This is a genomic window from Bradyrhizobium sp. LA6.1 (genome assembly GCF_040547805.1).
Taxonomy (GTDB): Bacteria; Pseudomonadota; Alphaproteobacteria; order Rhizobiales; family Xanthobacteraceae; genus Bradyrhizobium; species Bradyrhizobium barranii.
The window spans coordinates 114,422-135,968 of sequence record NZ_JBEPQK010000018.1 but is presented as its reverse complement, the minus strand read 5'-3'; the positions used below and the strand labels follow the sequence as shown (position 1 = coordinate 135,968).

27 protein-coding genes are annotated in these 21,547 nt (G+C 64.7%); 13 read left to right on the top strand and 14 right to left on the bottom strand.

The features are described 5' to 3' along the window. Positions 1-59: 59 nt before the first annotated feature. From ABIB99_RS34175 to ABIB99_RS34150, 6 genes are read right to left on the bottom strand one after another with little or no spacing between them, the layout of a single operon-like run. Positions 60-854, bottom strand: coding sequence for a transporter substrate-binding domain-containing protein (locus ABIB99_RS34175; protein WP_354179833.1), 795 nt, complete (start codon positions 852-854; stop codon positions 60-62). Positions 855-873: 19 nt separating this feature from the next. Then, complete coding sequence (locus ABIB99_RS34170) at positions 874-1,632, bottom strand: amino acid ABC transporter ATP-binding protein (protein WP_028149724.1); 759 nt, start codon at positions 1,630-1,632, stop codon at positions 874-876. Between the two features lies 1 nt (position 1,633). Continuing rightward, positions 1,634-2,302, bottom strand: coding sequence for an amino acid ABC transporter permease (locus tag ABIB99_RS34165; RefSeq protein ID WP_028169586.1), 669 nt, complete (start codon positions 2,300-2,302; stop codon positions 1,634-1,636). Between the two features lie 7 nt (positions 2,303-2,309). Next, on the bottom strand, positions 2,310-2,993 hold the full coding sequence (locus ABIB99_RS34160; RefSeq protein WP_063983713.1) for an amino acid ABC transporter permease: 684 nt from the start codon (positions 2,991-2,993) through the stop codon (positions 2,310-2,312). Positions 2,994-3,003: 10 nt separating this feature from the next. Further along, on the bottom strand, positions 3,004-3,903 hold the full coding sequence (locus ABIB99_RS34155; RefSeq protein WP_354179830.1) for an NAD(P)-dependent oxidoreductase: 900 nt from the start codon (positions 3,901-3,903) through the stop codon (positions 3,004-3,006). A gap of 53 nt (positions 3,904-3,956) precedes the next feature. After that, entirely contained in the window at positions 3,957-4,697 is a 741-nt protein-coding gene (locus tag ABIB99_RS34150) for a FadR/GntR family transcriptional regulator (protein ID WP_071914689.1), read from the bottom strand. 181 nt (positions 4,698-4,878) lie between these two features. On the opposite strand from ABIB99_RS34150, the gene ABIB99_RS34145 reads away from it, so the two are divergent. From ABIB99_RS34145 to ABIB99_RS34135, 3 genes are all read left to right on the top strand, one after another. Continuing rightward, on the top strand, positions 4,879-5,196 hold the full coding sequence (locus ABIB99_RS34145; protein ID WP_354179828.1) for a hypothetical protein: 318 nt from the start codon (positions 4,879-4,881) through the stop codon (positions 5,194-5,196). Positions 5,197-5,273: 77 nt separating this feature from the next. Then, the gene (locus ABIB99_RS34140; protein WP_354179826.1) at positions 5,274-5,642 is read left to right on the top strand and encodes a GFA family protein; all 369 of its coding nucleotides are present in this window, start codon (positions 5,274-5,276) and stop codon (positions 5,640-5,642) included. Positions 5,643-5,739: 97 nt separating this feature from the next. After that, complete coding sequence (locus ABIB99_RS34135; RefSeq protein WP_354179824.1) at positions 5,740-6,555, top strand: DUF4886 domain-containing protein; 816 nt, start codon at positions 5,740-5,742, stop codon at positions 6,553-6,555. A 104-nt stretch (positions 6,556-6,659) separates the two neighbouring features. On the opposite strand, the gene ABIB99_RS34130 is transcribed toward ABIB99_RS34135, so the two are convergent. Further along, positions 6,660-7,436: an exodeoxyribonuclease III gene (locus ABIB99_RS34130; protein ID WP_354179822.1), complete on the bottom strand. Its 777-nt coding sequence runs from the start codon at positions 7,434-7,436 to the stop codon at positions 6,660-6,662. Positions 7,437-7,504: 68 nt separating this feature from the next. Continuing rightward, on the bottom strand, positions 7,505-7,954 hold the full coding sequence (locus ABIB99_RS34125; protein WP_354179820.1) for a hypothetical protein: 450 nt from the start codon (positions 7,952-7,954) through the stop codon (positions 7,505-7,507). Here ABIB99_RS34125 and ABIB99_RS34120 point away from each other — a divergent pair. Then, a complete protein-coding gene (locus tag ABIB99_RS34120; RefSeq protein WP_071914679.1) occupies positions 7,953-8,177 on the top strand; it encodes a cysteine rich repeat-containing protein in 225 nt (74 codons plus the stop codon). The genes ABIB99_RS34125 and ABIB99_RS34120 overlap by 2 nt on opposite strands. 160 nt (positions 8,178-8,337) lie before the next feature. Here ABIB99_RS34120 and alr read toward each other — a convergent pair whose 3' ends face one another. Further along, a complete protein-coding gene (gene alr / locus ABIB99_RS34115; protein WP_354179915.1) occupies positions 8,338-9,615 on the bottom strand; it encodes an alanine racemase in 1,278 nt (425 codons plus the stop codon). 46 nt (positions 9,616-9,661) lie between these two features. Beyond that, positions 9,662-11,170: a replicative DNA helicase gene (locus ABIB99_RS34110; RefSeq protein WP_063983703.1), complete on the bottom strand. Its 1,509-nt coding sequence runs from the start codon at positions 11,168-11,170 to the stop codon at positions 9,662-9,664. 442 nt (positions 11,171-11,612) lie between these two features. On the opposite strand from ABIB99_RS34110, the gene ABIB99_RS34105 reads away from it, so the two are divergent. From ABIB99_RS34105 to ABIB99_RS34090, 4 genes are all read left to right on the top strand, one after another. Further along, complete coding sequence (locus ABIB99_RS34105) at positions 11,613-11,918, top strand: hypothetical protein (RefSeq protein WP_231144886.1); 306 nt, start codon at positions 11,613-11,615, stop codon at positions 11,916-11,918. 312 nt (positions 11,919-12,230) lie between these two features. Further along, positions 12,231-13,220, top strand: a complete 990-nt coding sequence (locus ABIB99_RS34100; RefSeq protein ID WP_354179817.1) for a hypothetical protein — start codon at positions 12,231-12,233, stop codon at positions 13,218-13,220. Positions 13,221-13,328: 108 nt separating this feature from the next. Next, positions 13,329-13,925 (top strand): TetR/AcrR family transcriptional regulator, encoded by a 597-nt coding sequence (locus tag ABIB99_RS34095; RefSeq protein ID WP_231144888.1) that lies wholly within the window; start codon positions 13,329-13,331, stop codon positions 13,923-13,925. A 10-nt stretch (positions 13,926-13,935) separates the two neighbouring features. Further along, positions 13,936-14,403 carry a PaaI family thioesterase gene (locus tag ABIB99_RS34090; RefSeq protein WP_028149711.1) on the top strand — a complete coding sequence of 156 codons (468 nt, stop codon included), beginning with the start codon at positions 13,936-13,938 and terminating at the stop codon, positions 14,401-14,403. 36 nt (positions 14,404-14,439) lie between these two features. Here ABIB99_RS34090 and rplI read toward each other — a convergent pair whose 3' ends face one another. The 4 genes from rplI to rpsF form a co-directional block, all read right to left on the bottom strand. Continuing rightward, positions 14,440-15,042, bottom strand: coding sequence for a 50S ribosomal protein L9 (rplI, locus tag ABIB99_RS34085; RefSeq protein ID WP_063983702.1), 603 nt, complete (start codon positions 15,040-15,042; stop codon positions 14,440-14,442). A 48-nt stretch (positions 15,043-15,090) separates the two neighbouring features. Then, positions 15,091-16,068, bottom strand: a complete 978-nt coding sequence (locus ABIB99_RS34080) for a YybS family protein (RefSeq protein ID WP_063983701.1) — start codon at positions 16,066-16,068, stop codon at positions 15,091-15,093. A gap of 128 nt (positions 16,069-16,196) precedes the next feature. Further along, positions 16,197-16,436, bottom strand: coding sequence for a 30S ribosomal protein S18 (rpsR, locus tag ABIB99_RS34075; RefSeq protein ID WP_007592020.1), 240 nt, complete (start codon positions 16,434-16,436; stop codon positions 16,197-16,199). Between the two features lie 5 nt (positions 16,437-16,441). Continuing rightward, positions 16,442-16,948 carry a 30S ribosomal protein S6 gene (gene rpsF, locus ABIB99_RS34070; RefSeq protein ID WP_014495806.1) on the bottom strand — a complete coding sequence of 169 codons (507 nt, stop codon included), beginning with the start codon at positions 16,946-16,948 and terminating at the stop codon, positions 16,442-16,444. Between the two features lie 345 nt (positions 16,949-17,293). On the opposite strand from rpsF, the gene ABIB99_RS34065 reads away from it, so the two are divergent. The 5 genes from ABIB99_RS34065 to ABIB99_RS34045 all read left to right on the top strand — a co-directional run bounded on the left by ABIB99_RS34065 (position 17,294) and on the right by ABIB99_RS34045 (position 21,456). Continuing rightward, the gene (locus ABIB99_RS34065; RefSeq protein ID WP_063983699.1) at positions 17,294-17,998 is read left to right on the top strand and encodes a TetR/AcrR family transcriptional regulator C-terminal domain-containing protein; all 705 of its coding nucleotides are present in this window, start codon (positions 17,294-17,296) and stop codon (positions 17,996-17,998) included. Positions 17,999-18,001: 3 nt separating this feature from the next. Next, complete coding sequence (locus ABIB99_RS34060; protein WP_354179811.1) at positions 18,002-19,027, top strand: fatty acid desaturase family protein; 1,026 nt, start codon at positions 18,002-18,004, stop codon at positions 19,025-19,027. A gap of 172 nt (positions 19,028-19,199) precedes the next feature. Next, complete coding sequence (fabD, locus tag ABIB99_RS34055) at positions 19,200-20,159, top strand: ACP S-malonyltransferase (RefSeq protein ID WP_038931867.1); 960 nt, start codon at positions 19,200-19,202, stop codon at positions 20,157-20,159. A gap of 12 nt (positions 20,160-20,171) precedes the next feature. Further along, positions 20,172-20,909 carry a 3-oxoacyl-[acyl-carrier-protein] reductase gene (fabG, locus tag ABIB99_RS34050; protein WP_028147729.1) on the top strand — a complete coding sequence of 246 codons (738 nt, stop codon included), beginning with the start codon at positions 20,172-20,174 and terminating at the stop codon, positions 20,907-20,909. Between the two features lie 307 nt (positions 20,910-21,216). After that, the gene (locus ABIB99_RS34045; protein WP_008130699.1) at positions 21,217-21,456 is read left to right on the top strand and encodes an acyl carrier protein; all 240 of its coding nucleotides are present in this window, start codon (positions 21,217-21,219) and stop codon (positions 21,454-21,456) included. Positions 21,457-21,547: the final 91 nt, after the last annotated feature.

Here is a 21,547-nt window from a genome sequence, read left to right as displayed (position 1 = left end):
TTCTTGATTTTATGTTGGTCGTGACAGCCGCTTCGCGGCTGCCACGATTTTCCCTGGTTTCAGCTGCGCATGTCGGGCGGCAGCTCGACCCCGTGGAATTTCTTGTAGATCGCGTTGAGCTTGCCGTTCTTGACGTTCTCGGTGATCCAGGCATTGAGCTTGTCCATCAGGCGCTGCTCTCCCTTCTTCAGGCCGATCGCGAGGTCGAAGGTCGCCAGCAGGATCCTGGATTCGAACACACGCGACGGGTTCTTCACCCCGATCTGGTTGATGATCGTCGCCGACGAGGCGACGCAGTCGACCTGGCCGGAGACGGCCGCCGTCACCATCGTGGCGTCGTCGTCGTAGCGCGAGATCTTGAGGTCCTTGTCCTTCATGTTGGACAGCGTGGTGTCCTGCGTGGTGCCGCGGGAGACGCCGATCGACTTGTCCTTCAGGTCGGACCAGTCCTTGACGGTCGAGGATTTCAGGCAGCCGACGTCGGATTGCAGCGTCGCATAGCGCTTTGTGAAGTCGATGACCTTGGCGCGATCGGGCGTCACCGACAGGGTCGAGATAATGATGTCGGCCTTGCCGGTCAGGACGTTGGGGATGCGTGTCGCGCCGGTGGTCTGGATGAATTCGAGCTCGAGCCCCCAATCCTTGGCGAGCAGTTGCGCCACTTCGACGTCGGAGCCGGTCGGCTTCATGCTGCTGTCCATCATGCCCGAGGGCGGAATGGCGACGTCCGTCGAGATGCGGATCTTCTTGGCCTGCGTGATGTCGTCGAGCAGATCGGCCGATGCCGGCGTGGCTGATATCATGACGAGGCCGAACAGCGCGGTGGCGGTCCCCAGCAGTGTCTTGTTTGTCATCCTTGGTTCTCCTCTCCTGTTATGATTTTAAGTTTCCAGTGCCCACGAATTGCGTGAGTTCGGGCGTCGCCGGCGACGTCAGGATCGAGGCGGGGCCGGTCTCGTGGACCTTGCCGCGATGCATGAAGACGATCCGGTCGGCGATGCCTTTGGCAAAACCCATCTCATGGGTGACCATCACCATGGTCATGCCGTCCGCCGCCAATTGCTCGATCACCTTCAGCACCTCGCCGGTAAGCTCGGGATCGAGCGCGGAGGTGACCTCGTCGAACAGCATCACTTTCGGCTGCATCGCGAGCGAGCGGGCGATGGCCGCGCGCTGCTGCTGTCCGCCCGAGAGCTGCTCGGGATAGGCGTGCAGTTTCTCCTCGAGCCCGACCTGGGCCAGCACTTTGCGCGCGAGGTCCCTGGCTTGCGAGGTGGCCATGCCCTTCACCGCGCAGGGGGCGAGCGTGATGTTCTGTTCGATCGTGAGGTGCGGAAACAGATTGTAGCTCTGGAACACGATGCCGACGTCCTGGCGCAGCGCGCGCAGATCGACATCAGGGCGATCGACGCGATGCCCGCACACGACGATCTCGCCGCCGTCGACCTTCTCGAAGCGGTCGATGCAGCGCAGCGCCGTGCTCTTGCCGGAGCCGGAGCGGCCGATCAGTGCCAGCACCTCGCCGCGTTCGACGGCAAAGGAGACGCCATCGAGCACCCGAAGCGGGCCAAAGCTCTTCTGCACGTCGCGGAGCGACACGATCGGTTCGGAGGAGGAGGGGTTTTGCTGCATGTCAGGCTGGTGCGAGGTTGGACCTGCCACGCCCCATCCGCCGTTCCAGCTTCTGGCTGAACAGGGACAGGGGATAGCACATGGCGAAATAGACGACGGCGATGATCGCGTAGATGGCGAACGGCTCGAACAGCGAGTTGTTGACGATCTGGCCCGACCGCATCAGCTCGACGAAGCCGACCACGGAGGCGAGCGAGGTATTCTTGATGATCTGCACCATGAAGCCGACGGTCGGCGGCGTCGCGATGCGGATCGCCTGCGGCAGGATCACCTTCATCATGCGCTGGGTCCGGCTCAGCGCGAGGCCTTCGGCGGCCTCCCATTGCGGCTTCGGCACCGACTGGATGCAGCCGCGCCAGATCTCGCCGAGATAGGCCGAGACATAGAGCGTGAGCGAGGCGCCGGCGGCGGCTAACGGCGAGACCTTGAGGCCGATCGCGGCGAGGCCGAAATAGCCGAGGAACAGGATGACGAGCAGCGGCGTACCCTGGATCAGCTGGACATAGACGCCGCTGGCGATCCGCACCGACTTGAGCGGCGAGATGCGCGCGAGCGCAATCACGAAGCCGACAATGCCGCCGCCGATCAGCGCGATCACGGACAGGCCAATCGTCCACAGCGCGCCCTGGCCGAGGAACATCAGATGATTGATGTTGAGATGTCCGCCCATGGTCATCTCACAACGGTGTGCCGAGCCGGCGCCGGCGCGGAAACAGCACGAGGCCTAGGCCCCAGAAGCCTGCGCGCATCACCAGCGACAGGATGACGTAGAGCACGGCGACGATGATGTAGGTCTCGAAGGCGCGATAGGTGTCCGACTGGATGTAGTTGGCGACGGCGGTGAGTTCCTCCGCCGAGATCTGCGAGCAGACCGAGGAAGCCAGCATCAGCAGTACGAACTGGCTGGTCAGCGCCGGATAGACCTTCTCGATCGCCGGCAGCAGGATGATGTGCCAGTAGATTTGCAGTCGCGACAGCGCCAGCCCTTCGGCGGCCTCGATCTGTCCGCGCGGGATCGCTTCGAAACCGGCGCGCATGATCTCGGCGGTGTAGGCGCCGACATTGATCGTCAACGCGGCCACCGCCACGGTGAAGGCGGAGAATTTCAGGCCGAGGCTGGCGAGGCCGAAATAGACCAGAAAGATCTGTACCAGCAGTGGCGTGTTGCGGATGGTCTCGACATAGCCTTTGCAGGCGCCCGCGATCAGCGGGCTTCGTGAGCCGCGGCCGACGGCCGCGAGCGTGCCGAACAGGGCGCCGAGCACCGTCGCGAAGGCCGCCAACTCCAGCGTCAGCGCCGCGCCGGCCAGAAAATTCGGCCAACGCTCCAGCACCGCGGGAAAGTCGAGTTGGAGGCTCATCGTATCAGGTTCAGCCGGTGGTCTGGTTGGTCATGCGGTCATAGACGCGGAACAGCGCCTGGTTGCCGTTGCTGCCTTCGCCATGCGCGCGTGCGTCCACGTACTGGCTGGTGACGAGCGCGGTGCCGGGCAGCGGCACGCTCAGCGCCTGTGCGTGCTCCTGCACCAGGCGGAGATCCTTGAGCTGGAGATCGATCCGGAAGCCGGCGGAGACGTCGCCCGCAATCATTGCGGGACCGAGCTTGTCAAGCATCCAGGACGCGGCGGAGCCACCGAGCAGAACGCGACGCAGCAGATTGAGATCGAGGCCAGACGCGCGCCCGAGCGCCAGTGCCTCACAGATGGCCTGAATGTTGATGCCGCAGATCAGCTGATTGCAGAGTTTTACGGTCTGGCCCGCGCCGGAGGCGCCGACATGCGTGATGGTCGTGCCCATTGCGCGAAAGAACGGCTCGGCCTGCGCGAAGGCCGCCGCATCACCGCCGGCCATGATCGAGAGCGTAGCGTTCTTGGCGCCCACCGGTCCGCCCGAGACCGGCGCGTCGATGAAGCTGACGCCGGCCTTTTGCAGGTCGGCATGGATGCGGCGGACGGCGACCGGCGAGATCGTGCTCATGTCGACGACGAGCTTGCCGGGCGGGGGAGACTTCAGGAGACCATGTTCACCGTAGACGGTCGCCTCGACGTGGGGTGTATCGGGCAACATGGTGATGACGATGTCGGCGCCTTGCGCGGCGTCGGCGGGGCTGTTGGCGCCGGCCGCGCCTTCCTTGACGCAGTCGGCCAGGGCGGCTTCGTTGAGATCGAAGACGCGAACCGCATGCCCGGCCACCAGGAGGTTGCGCACCATCTCGCGGCCCATCGTGCCGATGCCGATGAAGCCGACATTGCCCTTGTCGTTCCGTCCCATGTCAGTCGTCCGTTTCTTGGTTGAGTGGTTTCTTGCTTGTTGGCCTGCCGCGATCAGCCTGAGGCGCTGGTCTTGTCGATGTCGCCGACGACGGCGCGCCTGCGGTATTCGTCGCCAATGGCAAAATGCTTGCGAAGCGTCGCATCCGCTCGCTCGGGGTCGCGCGCGATGATCGCGTCGAAGATGCGTCGGTGGTCGTCGATCAGGTACGTCTTCATCGACGGGAAGGCCTGCACCAGCTCGCGGCGGCTGCGATGCGAATGCGTCAGCAGTCCCGCCAGCGAACCGTGCAGGACCGTCAGCGTTTCCGAATGCGATGCCACGACGATGGCACGATGGAATTCGAAGTCGGCCATGCCGCCGGCATCCGCCTCGTCGATCGTCTCTCCAATCTTCGCGAGCGCACGCTGCAGACGTTCGAAATCGGCGATGTTGGCGCGCTCGCAGGCGAGCCGGATCGCCTGACACTCGATCGCGACGCGCGCCTGCATGACGTCATCGAGCATGTCCGCCTGCTGGGCGAGCGCGAAGGTGAAGAAGTCGTTCAGCACCGAGACATCCGGCTGCGTCACCACGGTGCCGATGCGGTCGCGGATTTCGACGATGCCGAGCACGGTGAGGGCGCGCAGCGCCTCGCGGACGATGGGCCGGCTGACGCCGAGGAGGGTTGCCAGCTCGCGCTCGGAAACCAGGCGGTCGCCGGGCTTGAGCGAGCCCGCAAGCAGGCGTTCGCGCAGGAAGGCGAACACCTTCTCGAACCCTTTTTCGCCCTCGGTGGCCCGCTTCACTTCCATCCCGGTCTCTTCTTTGGTCTGATCTTGGTCAGACCAGTAGGCTAACCAGCGCGTCGGCGTCAAGAGCCTTGGTTAATTGCGGGTGTCGCAGGCGTGGCCAATCCGATCAGTTCCCCGGCCGGATCCTTCAAATTTGAGGCTTATTGATCGGAGCGCTCACTCAAAGAACTTGAGGTCCGCGATGCCCGATCATCATTCTTTCTCCGCCCTCGACCGCCATGCGGCGCTCAGCGGATCCGATAACGGTTTTCCCTGGTATGCGGGCGCGATGCTCGCGGTCGAAGCGAGCGAGGTGGTGCGGCTGCGGTGCGAGAAGCTGAGCCATGGCGACGAGGCCGCCGGGCAGGAGGCCGTGCTGATGGTCAGCGAGAAGATCGCCGCGGCTTTCGAGGCGGCCGCGAGCCTGCTTGCGGGAGCAACGCCGGCCGCGATCGTCCAGCGCTATCGCGAGCACGTGGCCGCGAACGCCAGGCGGTTGTCCGCGAATGAGGCTCCGTGACGGAGTCGCGCTGCTGACAGCATGTTGGCAGCAGGGGCAGGCTACGACCATCTCCTGACAAAACGGGGAGCGGGTCGATGCCGATCGAGGCAAGCTGTCATTGCGGTGAGACGGTGTTCGAGGTGACGGAGGCGCCGGCGAGCGTGACGCGCTGCACCTGCTCACTCTGCGCCAAGCGTGGCGCGTTGTGGGCCTATTACAAGCCCGCGCAATTTCGCCTGCTGTCGCCGCCGGAAAACGTCACGACCTATCTCTGGGGCAGCCGCACGGTCAAACATCATTTCTGCGCGAGCTGCGGCTGCGGCACCTATTCGGAGTCGCCGGACTGGTCGACCGGCAAGCCCGATTTCGACAATCCCAAGGTTGCCGTGAACGCGCGCCTGTTCGACGATTTCGATCTCGATGCCGTGCCGGTGAACATGATCGACGGCAGGAATTTGTGGTGAGCATGCAGGGCGCGCGCATGTCCGCTGCGCGTCTGTGACCTTGAGGCGATTTTGAAAAGCTGATTTGGTCCGGCCCCAGAGAAAAAGGGGGGAAGCCATGATGCGTCTTTTTGCGCGAGTGATGCTCGCAATGTGTCTGGCCGTTGCAGCCGGCTTCAACGCGCAGGCGCAGACCAAACCGAAGGTCACGACATCAGGACCTGACTTCCCCAAGGCCGCGCTGTTCGTCGGCAACAGCTTCTTCTACTACAACAACGGCATGCCCGGGCATCTCTCCTTCATGGAGCGCGCGGCTGATGCTGACAACAAGGCGGCGTACCGCAACACCATGGCCACGATCGGCGGCTCCGGCCTCGATTGGCACGACATGGACAATCTGCTGCGACCGGGCGGCATCGGCGCCTATTCCTTCGACGAGCAGAACAACGTCGTCTTCAACAAGCCGGGCAGGCAGTTCGACGCCGTCGTCATGATGGATTGCAGCCAGTGCCCGATCCATCCGCAATTGAAGGACGCGTTCGCGACCTTCGCCAAGAAGGACAGCGAGATCGTCCGTGCCCACGGCATGCGGCCGGTGTTCTTTATGTCCTGGGCCTATGCCGACAAGCCGGAGATGACGGAAGCCTTGGCCGAGGCCTATACGCTCGCCGGCAATGCCAATGATGCGCTCGTGATCCCCGCAGGTCTCGCCTTCGCGCGCGTGCGCAAGCTCCAGCCGGAACTCAGTCTGTATGCGCCGGACAAGCGGCACCCGAGTCCGGCGGGCACGTACCTCGCAACCTGCGTAACACTCGCCGCGCTGACCGGGCGCTCGCCGGTCGGCAATTCCTACAACATGGGCCTCGATCCCGAGACGACGCAGCTGTTGCAGAAGGCGGCGTGGGACACGGTGCAGGACTATTACGGGCGTTGATCTCGTAGGGTGGGCAAAGGCGCGCTCGCGCCGTGCCCACCATTTCTCCCCAAGTCCAAGCGGCTTTGGTGGGCACGCTTCGCTTTGCCCACCCTACGGCACCTTCAACGCTCCTTCAGCACCACCCACGCCGGCGCGTGATCGCTTGCGCCATCCTCGCCACGCACCTTCTTGTCGACACCCGCCTTGGCCAGCCGCGAGACGAGGGCGGGGCTGAGCAGGAGATGATCCAGCCGCAGGCCCGCATCGCGCGGCCAGCGGTTTCGCTTGTAGTCCCAGAACGTGTAGATGCGCTTGTCCGGATGCAACTCACGGATCGCATCGCACCAGCCTTGTTCGACCAGCGAGGCAAAGGCTGCGCGGCTCCTCGGCTGGATTAGCGCATCCTTGTCCCATGACCGCGTCGGATAGATGTCGATCTCATCAGGCGCGACGTTGTAGTCGCCGGCGAGCACCACGGGCAGATCCTGCTTGATGAAGGTCTTGGCGTGGCGCTTGAGGCGCGCGAACCAGTCGAGCTTGAAGTCGAATTTCGGCCCCGGCTGCGGATTGCCGTTCGGCAGATAAATGCTGGTAACGATGATTCCGCGCACGGCGGCCTCGATGTAGCGGGCTTCGCGATCATCAGGCTTTCCCGGCAAGCGATCGCGCGTGAGAATGGGCTCGGCATTGCGGGCGAGGATGGCGACGCCGTTCCACGTTTTCTGTCCACACCACACCGCGCCGTAGCCGGCCTTTTCGATGGCTGCCGCCGGAAATTCGCCGTCGGCTGCCTTCAGTTCCTGGAGCGCGACGACATCAGGCTTCGCCGCGCTCAGCCAACGCAACAGGTTGGGCAGGCGGCGGTTGACATTGTTGATGTTGAACGTCGCGATCCTCATGGGCCCAACGACTGGAAATCTTCAGAAATGACTCGCAACCGTTGTCATCGGCGTTCCACGATGTATGCTTACAACCCAAAATTGCCGATCGACACGATGGAGGTTTGACGATGACCAAGCTTTGCCTTGCCGTAGTCGTGGCCGCAACCGCATTTTCCGGAGTGGCTCTTGCTGCCGAGAAAATGGAAATCGCCTGTAGGGTGGAATATTTCAAATACTGCCCCAGTGTCGTGCCGGGGGGCGGGCGCATTGTTGCTTGCCTGAACAGGTACAGGAGCCATATCGGCAACGCGTGCAAAGAGAGCATGGATGCGTGGGTTATCGATAACAAGGTGCGCGGATAATAGAGCGCGATGAGATCGATGAAGCATCATCGCCCCTAGGACCACGGGCGAGGCAGCGACATCAGGCTTCGCCGCGCGGTCGTAGGACAGATTCGGTTGACGTTGAGTGCCGCAATCTTCATGTAGAGATTGCGGCCGCGGTCGTTTGCGCCGCCACCGGAGATCCAAATCCATGTTGAAGTCCAGTCTGAGCCTCGCCATCGTCGCATTCGTCGTCGCGTTCTCCGGTGTCTCGTCGGCACAATCGTCCGATCCACGCGGCGCGTGCAAGGCGGACTATGACAAATTCTGCGCCGGCATCGCGCCCGGTGGCGGCAAGATCATCGCCTGCCTCAACGCCAAGCGTGACCAGCTCAGCGCGTCCTGCAAGACGGCGCTCGACAGCCGGAAGAAGTAAAGCGCCACTGTCGTGTTCCGGACGCGCTGCAACGCGTGAGCGTTGCTGCGCTGAGCCGGGACCCCAGATAGCTACACGGTACGATGTTGAGAGATGGCCCCGGCTCTGCAGCGCACCGCTGAAAGAGCGCTGCGCTGCGTGCGGGGAACGAGAGTGTCGATTAAGACGGCAGCGGCGGCGGGCTCGCGGGCTGCTCGATCGGCGGCGGGGAGGGCGGCTGCTCGGCCGTCGGCGCGGGCTCCGGCTTGACCAGCGGCTCCACCTCATTGCCGCCCTTGTAGACGCGGGCGTAGCGGCGGCCGAGGCTGGTCAGCACCTCGTAGCCAATGGTGCCGAAATGATGCGCGAGCTCGTCGACGGTGATGCCCTCGCCGAGTAGCGTCACCATGTGGCCGCGCCGCGCCGCATTCGGGGCCAAGTCGGTGATGTCGATCGCGATCAGGTCCATTGAAACGCGGCCCGCGACCGGGCAGCGCTTGCCGGCGACAACGACCTCGGCGCCGCGGGTGCCGTCATTGGAGCTGGCGGCGCGGAAATAGCCGTCGGCATAGCCGACTGCGATGATTGCGAGTTTTGTCGGCCGCCGCGCAGTCCAGGTGCCGCCATAGCCGACGCTCTCGCCGCGTTCGACATTGCGGGTCTGCACGATGCGCGCCTTGAGGTCGACCACCGGCTGCATCGGGTTGTCGGCCTCAGGCGTCGGGTTGACGCCGTAGAGCGCTGCGCCCGGCCGCACCAGGTCGAACTGGAAGGGCGCGCCGAGGAAGATTCCGGAGGAATTGGCAAGCGCAGCCGGCACGCCGGAAAATTCGCTGGCGATACTGCGGAAGGTTGCCAGCTGTTTTGCATTCACGGGACTGTTGAGCTGCTCGGCCGAGACCAGATGGCTCATCACCAGCGTGATGCCGTGATCGCCGGCGTTGATGCGGGGGATGATGGCCTGCGCGTCCGCAAGCGTCAGCCCGAGCCGGTTCATGCCGGTGTCGATGTGAACAGCGGCGCCTCCGGTCCAGCCGGTGCGGCGGCAGAACACGTCCCATTCGGCAAGCTCGTTGAGATCGCCGATCACCGGCCGGCAATTGATCCTGGCGTAGTGCTCGCCGGTGTTCTGGAAATAGCCGCCGAGCACGTAGATCGCGGCTTCCGGCACGGCTTCGCGCACAGTGCGCGCTTCCTCGATGGTGGCGACGAAGAAGGTCTTGCAACCGGCCTTGCTCAGGGCCCGCGAGACCTGCGCGGCGCCGCAGCCATAGGCATCGGCCTTGATCACGGCCGAGCATTCGGCCGGCACGGCCGTCTTCTCGAGCTTGCGCCAATTGGCGATGATGGCGTCGAGATCGACGGTGAGCACGCCGCCATAGGCTGCGAGCGCGGCAGCCTGATTGGCCTCCGCGGAGAGGAGGCCGGATTGCGGGATCATTTTCGGGTCGGACGCCATTGTCATGGCGCCGTTTTACGCAAGAGGCCGGTCTGGTTCAAGGAACTCAGTAGTCGTTGCCGCTGCGAACCGGCAACTGACTGTCAGGCGCGAGGTCGCCGAACCTGGTGACCGAGGCTTCGAACGCCAAATCGACGGTGCCGGTCGGGCCGTGGCGCTGCTTGCCGATGATGACCTCGGCTTTTCCGTGCGCAAGACTCATGTCAAGCTGCCACTTCTCGTGTTCAGGCGTGCCTGGGCGGGGCTCCTTCATCGCGAGGTAATATTCCTCGCGGTAAACGAACAGGACGACGTCGGCGTCCTGCTCGATTGATCCGGATTCACGCAAGTCGGAGAGCTGCGGCCGTTTGTCGTCGCGGGATTCGACTTGGCGTGAGAGCTGGGACAGCGCGATCACGGGAACGTTGAGCTCCTTGGCCAGCGCCTTCAGGCTGGTCGTGATCTCCGTGATTTCCTGTACTCGGTTGTCACTCCGCTTGCCGGATCCGGAGAGCAACTGGATGTAGTCGATCACGAGGAGATCGAGGCCCTTCTGCCGCTTCAGCCGGCGCGCGCGTGCCATCAGCTGCGCGATCGACAGGCCGCCGGTCGCGTCGACATAGAACGGCAGCGACTGCAGCTCGATCGAGACTTCCCGGATCTTGTCGAAATCGGCTTCCGAGATGCCGCCGCGGCGGATGTGGGAGGAGGGAATGCCGGTGCGCTCGGCGACGATACGCGTGGCGAGCTGGTCGGCCGACATTTCGCAGGAGAAGAAGCCGATCACGCCGCCATTGGCGGCCTTCATGGTGCCGTCAGCCTGGACCTCGCCGACATAGGCCTTGGCGACGTTGTAGGCGACGTTGGTCGCCAGCGAAGTCTTGCCCATGCCCGGGCGTCCGGCCACAATGATGAGGTCGGAGTGCTGGAGGCCGCCCATCTTGGTGTCGAGGTCGCGCATGCCGGTCGAGATGCCGGACAGCTTTCCATCGCGCTGGAACGCTTTGGCCGCGAGATCGACCGCGACCGCCAACGCCTGCGAGAATTTCTGGAAGCCGCCGTCATAACGGCCGGATTCGGCGAGTTCGTACAGGCGGCGCTCGGCGTCCTCGATCTGCGCCCGCGGCGCGAAGTCGACCGGCGCGTCATAGGCGACATTGACCATGTCCTCGCCGATGCCGATCAGGTCGCGTCGCAGCGCCAGATCATAGATGGTGCGGCCGTAGTCCTGGGCGTTGATGATGGTGGTCGCTTCCGCCGCGAGCCGCGCCAGATATTGCCCGATGGTCATGCCGCCGACATCGGTGTCGGCCGGGAGGAACGTCTTCAGCGTGACGGGCGTGGCGATCTTGCCCATCCGGATCAGGCTGCTGGCCGTCTCGTAGATGGTCTGATGCAGCGGCTCGAAATAATGCTTCGGCTCGAGGAAGTCGGAGACGCGGTAGAAGGCGTCGTTGTTGACCAGGATCGCGCCGAGAAGGCTCTGTTCCGCCTCGATATTATGCGGCGCGCTCCGATACGCCGGAGTTCCGGGCTCGGGCGCGAGTTTGAGGACGTTCGAATCAGTCAGGGCCATGGTCGAGCGTTAGCAATTTTCTGGGGCGGATACGGGGCCGGGATAAAGCGCCGCCTCAGGCCAAAGCGGAAGCAAAAGCTGACCGCTATCAACCGCTCAGTTAAAATGGTGGATGATTGGCAGCCGCGGCACGCGCCGCGCTTGACGGTTTTTGCGGAACTCGCCCGTCCCGGAAGCGGCCGTGACCGCGCCACGGAAAACTCCGGGTGACATGAACCTAATGGATTGGCGCGCAGACGTATCAAGAAGCGCGCGAAATGACGCACGCCGGGAGCTTTGGGCTCGGATTCAGACCAGCAGGAGGTAGACCAGCGCAACCAAGGCCGCTCCGACGCCGGTGGCGATCAGAGCGTAATCGGTGCGGAGGTCGTCCTGCACGTCGAATGAGGTTTGGGTCCGCTTGCTCATGGCGACGGTCTAAGCCGGGCCCGACGAGACTTATGTGAAACAGATCACATCTCCCCGGATTCTTTCGGGGTACGACCCGGAACAGGAAGGCGGTCGGGGGGTTGTCTCCCGCCACCAGGGAACGAGGCGAGCGATGCGGCCAGAACGGCAGCACCAGAATTGGCGAAGCGAGGCGGCCAGCCGGCTTTGGTTGTCGGGGCTGATCGCGGCCATGCAGCACGCCGAGCGGCCCGAAGTGCGGCGCGAGCCGGTCTCGCCCGAGACCCTCGCGGACCTGCGGGCGCAACTGGCGTTAACAGCCTCTTTCCGATCGTCCCAGATCTCGACCCTGCGTCATTAGGATTCATTCACCAACCAGCGTCAGGTCCGGGTTCGGCGCCGCCTTCGCGCGCACGATGACGGGTGTCTGCGGCGTCGTGACTTTGCGACGATGTGCCGCTTCCGACAGGCGACGCGTCGTCTCACGAGGCCACCGGCACTCGAACAAGCTGCAGCGCTATTGCGCTGTGATCACAGCCGATATTCCAAAAGCGCTTAATCACATCCTTGCGTGTGGAGGCTGCTTCCATTCGCGGCTCAATCCGCTAAAAGGTGACCCGCCGCCGCGCCTTATGCCGGCTGCATTCGCGTAAATTCAATGGAGATGATGGGAATGTCGAGCCGAGCGCTCAGCCTCGCGACGGTATTTCTTCTGATCGGCTTCGGCGCGACCGATACCGTCCTTGCGCAGGCGACGAACCTCGAGGCCGGCAAGGCCCCATCCCAGCTTTTCGCGCAGACCTGCAGTGCCTGCCACAAGAGCCCGCGCGGTCTGTTGAAGACGGTGGCGCCGGGCTCGCTGCCGGGCTTCCTGCGCCAGCACTACACGACCAGCTCCGACATGGCCGGCGTGCTCGCGTCCTACCTCGTCTCCAACGGTGCCACCGACACCCGCTACCAGGCCAAGGACGGCAAGGACAAAAAGGACGGCGCCAAGGAGAAGGAAGCCAATACCGCGCCCGGCCAGGCGCCGGACCATCAGGGGCGCCGCCAGCGCTCCCAGGACGCCGCCAAGCCGGACGGCGAGGCTGCCGCGCCCGAGGGCGCCCGTCAGAAGCGCGCGGCACGGCCACCCGAGGAGGGATCGAAGGAAGGTGCGAAGCCCGAGGGCCAGGCCGCGCCCGAGGGACGCAAAGCTAAGCGTCGCGCCAAGCCCGGGACCGAGGAAGCACCGAAGGTCGACGCCGCCGCGCCGGCCATTGAAGACAAGAAGAGCGAGCCGAAGGCCGAGACCAAGCCTGACACGACCAGGCCCGACTCGGCCAAGGTCGAGCCCGGCCGTGACGAGGCGAAGCCCGAGAACAAGCCGGCAGAGAAGCCCGCTGAGGCCAGGCCGGATAGTGCCAAGGTCGAGCCGCGCGGCAGCGATACTCCGGCGCTGCGGCCCGATCCGGTACCGCAGGTCACGCCGGCTGCACCGTCTGCCGCCGCGAAGCCCGCCGAGGCCAAGCCGGCGGAGGAGGCTGCTAAGCCGGCCGCGCCTGCCGTGAGCTCCGAGCCGGCAGCCAAGCCGCAGGAGCCTGCACCGCCCGCGACCGCTGCGGCCCCGCCCGCGGCGCCAGCCGACTCGTCCGGTCCGCCCACACCGCCGATTTCGCGCTAAGCGAGCCAGATTTTCCGTCGATTTGCGAAGGCCGCACGCATCGCGGCCTTCGCATCGTCTTGACCGCAATTAGAGCGTTACTCTAGAGTGATGCTCTAGGAGGCGTCGATGACGACGAGCGTGCGTGACGACCTGTTGGCGGCCGGGCTTTTCGTATTCGACCGCGTCGGCTTCGAAGCCGCGACGGTGGCAGCGATCCGCGCCCGGGCACGCGCCTCCAACGGCAGCTTCTTTCATGTCTTCGGATCGAAGAAGGAACTGGCGGGCGCGCTGTTCCTGGAGGTGCTGCGGCACTATCACGCCGCGGTGCTGGCCGCGCTCGATCCGATGCCGAGGGCCGGGCAGGGCATCGATCGGTTGATCCGGGCCCATCTCGACTGGGTGGTGTCGAGCCGGCGCGAGGCCCGCTATCTCTTCGAGATATCGCGCAGCGAATGGAGCGAGGACGTCCGCGACGCTCAGCGCGCGCAGAATGCGCGCCTTGCCGAAGGCATCGAGCGCTGGCGCGCGCCGTTGGTTGCCGGCGGCGAGCTCTTGCCGATGACGCCGGTGATGTTCGTCAGCCAGCTCATCGGCCCTGCCCAGATCTTCTGCCGCGCCTTTCTCTCGGGACGTGACCGCGCCGATCCGCGCAGCGAAGCCGACACGCTTGTCGCCTGTGCCATCCGTGCGCTGCGGCCGCCCGATCGGATCCACAAGCAATAGGAGAAGCCGCATGCGAGCCGAAGCAGATCCCGAATTCGCAGCTGTAGCCGAGCGCATCCACGCCAATGTCGGCCGTCAGGGGTTTATGAACCTGGTGGGCGCCGAGCTCTCGGAATTGTCGCGCGGCACTTGCACGATTGCGGTCGCGCGCCGGCCCGAGCTGCTCCAGCAGCACGGCTTCTTCCACGGCGGCGTCACCGCCTTCCTGGTCGACAACGCCACGACGATCGCGGCGGCGACCTCGCGCGGCCAGCCGGCGTTGACGGCGGAATACAAGCTCAATCTGTTGTCGCCGGCGGTCGGCGAGAAACTGATCTGCCGGGCCAGGGTGATCAAGCCGGGCCGCCAGGTCTCGGTGGTCGCGGCCGACGTGTTTTGCGTCAACGACGGTGTCGAGAAGCACACGGCAACTGCGCTCGCTTCGATCGCGATGCTGAGCGAGGACGTCGCCGCGAAAACGAAAAGCCCGGCCGCCTGAGGCGGCCGGGCGTCGCAACCTGCGCGAACGCGGGTCTTACTTCTCGGTCTCGTCCGCAGCCGGCGCCGGCTCGTCGTCCTGCTGGGCTTCCGGATCGAAGAACTCGCCGGCGGCGGCGATCGCTTCGGCGGCCGCATCGCGGTCCTCGTTGCGGGTCGAGATGTCCTCGCCGCGGTTGATGCGCTCGGCCTCGTCCTGGCTGCGCGCAACCGTGACGGAAACCTCGACCTCGACCTCGGGGTGAACGGCGACGGTGATGGTGTGCTTGCCGATGGTCTTGATCGGCGCGTCGAGCTGCACTTGCGGGCGCTCAAGCGAGACACCGTCGGCTTCGAACGCAATGACGACGTCGCGCACCGTGACCGAGCCGAACAGCTGGCCGGCTTCGGAAGCCTGACGGATCACGATGATGTTCTTGCCTTGGATCTTCTCGGCGACCTTGGACGCCTCGCCCTTGGACTGGAGGTTGCGAGCCTCGAGATCGGCCTTCATGCCGTCGTACTTGGCGCGGTTGTCGGCGGTGGCGCGCAGCGCCTTGCCGCGCTTGAGCAGGAAATTGCGGGCATAGCCGTCGCGAACCTTCACGACTTCGCCCATCTGGCCGAGCTTGCTCACGCGTTCCAGCAAAATGACTTCCATATTCGTTCTCCTTTGAAGTGTTGAGTGAGTTGGGTTTTGGGGTTGAACTTAAGAGGTTGGCAGCGGCGGTGGCTGGCGGCTGCGCAGGAAGCGCTCGCGGAAGCCGAACACGGCATCCGCGAGGCCGAGGATCACCATCGCGATGACGGGCCAGCCGAACACCACGACGACGGCATAGGTCGAACCGAGCCAGAAGGTGCGGCTCTTCAGCGCCAGCGTCAGCGTATGCAGCACGGCAAATCCGGTCAGCGCATAGCCCATCATCAGCGCCGCCGTCGTGATCTGCGCGACCATCGCGAGCAACCCGCCGGTGAAGCAGAACGCGAGCGCGATGCAGAGCGCCACCAGCGTCATCGGCGGCAGCTCGGCCGTCATCATGTCCGGCCACGGACGCAGCAGGCGGCCCGATGTCGCCGTTATCTTGCCGCTGAGCCAGAGATTGAGGGTGAGCGTCATCATCGCGACGATGGTGGCGGCGGCCGGAGCGATCAGCACCAGCGCGTCGACGAACTGACCGGCTTCGCCTGACGTCTGCGGGTCGGCGGTGCGGAGCAGGCGCATCAAGCCGCGCCGCAGCGTGCCGGTGATGGTCTCGGCGTCGGTGCCGAGGGTGAGCAGGGCGGCGATCGTGGTCAGCGCGGCGAAGCCCGCGATCCACAGCAGGATGCGACCGACCGGATACCATTCGAGCTCGGGCTCGGCCGGCGGCTCGGTGGTGGCTTCCGGCGCGACGGGTCCAACCCGCCGGCTGAGCAGGACGAGATGGCCGAGCCACCACGCGGGCAGCGCGACGGTCACGGCAAAGGCGATGCAGTAGGGCAGGCCGAACAGGGCCCCGAGGCCGATCGCAGCTGCGATGCCGCCGAGGCTCGCGCAAAGCGGGCCCCAGCCGATCGAGGCGACCATCAGCGGCAGCGGTGCGAGATAGAACAGGACGAGCGAGATCAGCGCGCCCGATACGATCGAGGCGAACATCAGGGCCGACGCAGCGCCGGCGATCAGAGCTATCAGTCCAAGAGTCATCATCAGCTGTCCCGCTCCCTTCGAGCGGTTAGAGGCATCTTGCCCCAACCATCGGCGACCGGACGACCCGGAAGCCTTATGAAACCAAAAAAGCGCGGCCGGCGGCGATGTCGCCGCCGGCCGAATTCGTCTTAGCGAATGACGTAGGGCAGCAGGCCCAGGAAGCGCGCGCGCTTGATGGCGCGGGCGAGCTCACGCTGCTTCTTGGCCGACACCGCGGTGATGCGGCTCGGCACGATCTTGCCGCGCTCGGAAACGTAGCGCATCAAGAGCTTGGAGTCCTTGTAGTCGATCTTCGGAGCATTTGCGCCCGTGAACGGGCAGCTCTTGCGACGACGGAAAAACGGACGGCGTGCACCAGCTTCAGCCATTGATCTTACTCCGCATCCGGCGTTGTCGTTTCAGCTTCGTCGCGCGGACGGCGCGGACCGCGGTCACCGCGGAAGCCACCACCGTCGCGATCGCCGCCACGGAAACCACCCTCGCGGTCGCCACGGAAGCCACCGCCTTCACGATCGCCGCGGAAGCCGCCGCCACGGTCGTCACGCTCGCGGTCACGGTCAGCCTTGCGCATCATCGCCGACGGGCCTTCCTCGAGCTCCTCGACGCGGACGCTGAGATAGCGGATCACGTCTTCGCTGATGCGCTCCTGGCGCTCGATCTCGGCGATCGCCGCGGACGGCGCGTCGATGTTGAGCAGCACGAAGTGCGCCTTGCGGTTCTTGTTCATGCGGTAGGTGAGGGAGCGAACGCCCCAATTCTCGGTCTTGGTGACCTTGCCGCCGAGACCCTCGACGATGCCGGTCATCTGCGCAGTCAGCTCTTCGACCTGCTGCGTGCTCGCGTCTTGGCGCGCGAGAAAAACATGCTCATAGAGAGCCATAATGGTCCTTTCCTCATGTTGGCGCATCGCCCGGCGTCAAGCCCTTAAGAGGCCTTCGGAAAGGACTCTGGGATTAAGCTCAGAAGGCGGAAACACGGGACGACGGGCCGACTGGCCCTGCCACACCAAAATCACGAATGATTTGCTGAGACCGTCCGTTCAGCTCCCGGCCGGGGTCTGCGGATGGCGCGCTTATACGGATTTTGGCCGGCTTTGCAAGGTTGGAGGCCGTGCTTTCGGCCCCGGATGGTTCCGGTGCGGGCAGCGGGACCGGTCCTCGCGGACCATACCAGCTTGATTTATTTGTTTGTATAGCATACAAATAAATCAACGCAGAGGACCCCAATGGCGGAAAAGTCGGTCCATGAGCCGTTAGAGGCGGCTGGCGACCCCAAGCATGCGGCACGGGCCACACGTTCGGCCGGCCGCAAGATGCGGTCGCTGCTGCTGGATGCGGCGAGCCCGCTGTTCAGGGAGCGGGGGCTGTCCGGCACGGCCATCACCGACATCGCCGCCGCCGCGGACGCGTTCCCGAGCCAGATCACCTATTACTTCCGCACCAAGGAGGCGCTGTTCGTCGAATGCGCTTGCCGAGAGCTGCTGTATCTGGCGCGGGCGACGGAGCAGGCAGCGCTGAAAGCGCGCACGCCGCGGGACTATACCCGCGCGCTAGCCGAGACCGTGACGGCGAGCGATTCGGTCGCCTTCTTCGCAGAGGCGCTGACGCTGACCCGGCGGCGCCAGGATCTTGCGCCGCTGGTCGAGCGCACCATCGAGCGCCTGCACGGTGAAGGCGCACGCGCCTATGCGAGCCAGGTCGCGCGGCACGGCTGGCGCTCCCTGCGTGCGCCCGACGAAAGCTCGCGGCGGTTCTGGGCCGTCGCCATCGGCGTCATTCTCGAGGGGTACGCCATGGGCCGGTCGCCGGATGAATTGTGCGCCGAGATGCTGCGTGTGCTTGGCGAGCAGGCGAAATCAGCCAGCGACACGGCGCGCCTCCGTCTGGTCGACGAGCGCGACGCATCTGGCAATTCGAATGAGGAGGGTTAGGCCATGACTGCACTTCGCATGCGTGCCCGCGATTTCCTGACCGACGACCAGCTCGCCGACGTGCGCCAGCGCGTGACCTGGAAAGGCGTCGCGCTGATCGCCCACGCCTGGGCACTCATTGTCGCAGCGATCGCTTTGGTGGCGTGGTGGCCCAACCCGATCACCTACATTCTCGCCGTTGCCATCATCGGTTCGCGCCAGCTCGGGCTCGCGATCCTGATGCATGACGGCGCGCATGGCTGCCTGTCCGCTGACGAGAAGACCAATCTGACCCTGAGCCAATGGTTCTGCGCCTATCCTCTCTTCGCGGAGACGCGCAGCTATCGGCGCTACCACCTTCAGCATCACGCGCGCACCCAGCAGGAGGACGACCCCGATCTCGTGCTGTCGGCGCCGTTTCCGATCACCAAGCTGAGCTATCGCCGCAAGTTCATTCGCGACATCACCGGGCAGACCGGCTACCAGCAGCGCAAGGCGCAACTGCTCAATGCGCTCGGGCCGAAGGACTGGACGTTGCGGCAGCGCGCTGCGCATTTCTGGGAGAAGCTCGGCCCGCAATGCCTCGCCAATGCCGCGATGTTCGCAGCGCTTGCGGCAGCCGGCGTGTGGTGGGCCTATCCGCTGCTATGGCTGGTGCCGCTGTTGACCTGGATGATGGTCATCACCCGCATCCGCAACATCGCCGAGCACGCTGTCGTGCCCGACAGCAGCGATCCCTTGCGCAACACCCGCACCACGCATGCGAATTTCCTCGAGCGGCTGTTCATCGCGCCGTACTACGTGAACTATCACCTCGAGCATCATCTCTTGTTCTACGTGCCCTGCTACAATCTGCCGAAGGTGCATCGCCTGCTGAGTGCGAGCCGGCACGCAGATCGCATGGAGGTGCAGCCGGGCTACGCCGCGGTGCTGCGGCTGGCGACCGCGAAGCCGGACCGGGACGACCGGCCGGGGCAGCTCGTGAACAGCGCGCGCCGCGCGCAGGCAGGGGCGGCGGTCGACGCCAATCAGACCAATGGTGGATTCTAGGGCCAGCATTCCCCGTTGAATCCCGGGCGAAGTTCCTATCTTGGCTTGACATTCCGGCCCCGGACAGTGTCTACGGCCCCCTTTGGAGCATGATCCGGAACCATGGCCTAAGGCCGTGCGTCATCGGCTGCCGGTTCTCGCAGGGATCACGCCCGACAAGCAGGGAGCGCCGATGACGGCAGCATTCACATTTCCAGGGCAGGGGTCCCAGGCGGTTGGCATGGGCAAGGCCTTGGCCGACGCCTTTCCGGTGGCGCGCGCCGTGTTCGACGAGGTCGATGCCGCGCTTGGGGAGAAGCTGACGGCGATCATCTGGGATGGTCCTGCAGAAACGCTCCAGCTTACAGAGAACGCCCAGCCGGCGCTGATGGCGGTATCTGTCGCCACGCTGCGTGTGCTGGAGGCCGAAGCCGGGTTTTCCGTGGGGCGGGATGCGGCCTTCGTCGCCGGCCACTCGCTCGGTGAATATTCGGCGCTGGCCGCGGCCGGCAGCCTGACGATCTCGGATACCGCGCGGTTGCTTCGCACCCGCGGTCTCGCAATGCAAAAAGCCGTGCCGGTCGGCGCCGGTGCGATGGCCGCTCTTCTTGGTCTCGACTACGAGGCCGCCATGGAGGTCGCAGGCGAGGCGGCACAGGGCCAGGTCTGCCAGGCTGCCAACGACAATGGCGGCGGGCAGGTGGTCGTCTCCGGCGACAAGGCTGCGGTCGATCGCGCCGTCGAGATTGCCAAGACCAAGGGTGCCAAGCGCGCAATGCTGCTGCCGGTGTCCGCACCGTTCCATTGCAAGTTGATGCAGCCCGCCGCCGACGCCATGGCGGAGGCGCTGGCGAAGGTCACGATCAAGGCGCCGGCGGCGCCGCTGGTGTCGAACGTGCTGGCGAGCGCCATCAGCGATCCCGACGAGATCCGTCGCCGCCTGGTCGAGCAAGTCACCGGCACGGTGCGCTGGCGCGAGTCGGTTGCCTATATGGCAGGGCAGGGCGTCAACCGCTTCTTCGAGATCGGCGCCGGCAAGGTGCTGTCTGGTCTCGTCAAGCGCATTGCGGACGGCGCCGTCGGCGTGTCGGTCGGTGGTCCCAACGACATTGCCGCTGCCAAGGATGCATTGGCCGCTGCGAAGCAGGCCTGAAGGAGTTTTTCAATGTTCGACCTGACTGGCAAAAAGGCGCTCGTCACCGGCGCGACCGGCGGCATCGGCGGCGCGATCGCGCAGGCGCTGCACGCGCAGGGTGCTACCGTTGCGATTTCCGGAACGCGCAAGGAAGTGCTGGATGAGCTTGCCGGCAAGCTCGGCGAGCGTACCCATGTGCTGCCCTGCAATCTCTCCAAGGCCGACGAGGTCGAGGCGCTGGTGCCCGCCGCGGAAGCCGCGATGGGGCAGGTCGACATTCTCGTCGCCAACGCCGGCATCACCCGCGACAATCTCTTCGTCCAGCTCCGTGACGAGGACTGGGAGGAGGTCATCAACATCAATCTGACCTCGACCTTCCGCCTGGCGCGCGCCGCGACCAAGCTGATGATGCGCAAGCGCTTCGGCCGTATCATTGCCATCACGTCGATCGTCGGCGTCACCGGCAATCCCGGGCAGGGCAACTACACGGCATCGAAGGCCGGCCTGATCGGCATGATCAAGACGCTCGGTGCCGAATACGCCAAGCGCGGCGTGACCGCGAACTGCATCGCGCCGGGCTTCATCAAGACGCCGATGACCGATGCGCTCAACGACAAGCAGCGCGAGACGATTCTGGCCAAGGTTCCGGCTGCCCGCCTGGGGACGCCGGAGGACATCGCAGCCGCCGCCGTCTACCTGAGTTCGAACGAAGCGGCCTACGTCACGGGACAAACCATCCACGTCAACGGCGGCATGGCCATGATCTGACGTCTCCTTCCGCACTGCCCACATGGGCGGTGCGGGATGCGGCAAACGGCCGTTTCCGGTGCGAAATGAGGCTTGTAGTCAAGGCAGTTGAAGTATGATAACCGGACGCTCAACGGATGGGCAAAGAACGCCATTGCAGGTTTTTGAAACCCTGTATATTGGCGATGCGGAGCCTTGGCCGTCTCGCCGGGCCTGCATCGGTTAAGATGGGGCCAATCAAAGTTCGTAAGCGAAGGCAGTCAACGACCACGACGGCTCGTATCGTCCCGGGGGGTCGGGTCTACAGGGAACAACACGAGGTTATGCAATGAGTGACATTGGCGAGCGGGTTAAGAAGATCGTGGTCGAACACCTTGGTGTTGAACCCGAGAAGGTTGTCGACGCTGCGAGCTTCATCGACGACCTCGGCGCCGACAGTCTGGACACCGTCGAGCTGGTGATGGCGTTCGAAGAAGAATTCGGTTGCGAGATTCCGGACGACGCCGCGGAAACGATTCTCACCGTCGGCGACGCCACGAAGTTTCTCGAGAAGAACGCGAAGAGCTAAGGCTCTTCATTTTCGCGGGGACAACATTGAAACCGGACGGGCCGCTGACCAGCGGTCAGCCGGTTTCTTGTTATTGGCCGTGAATCTTTCG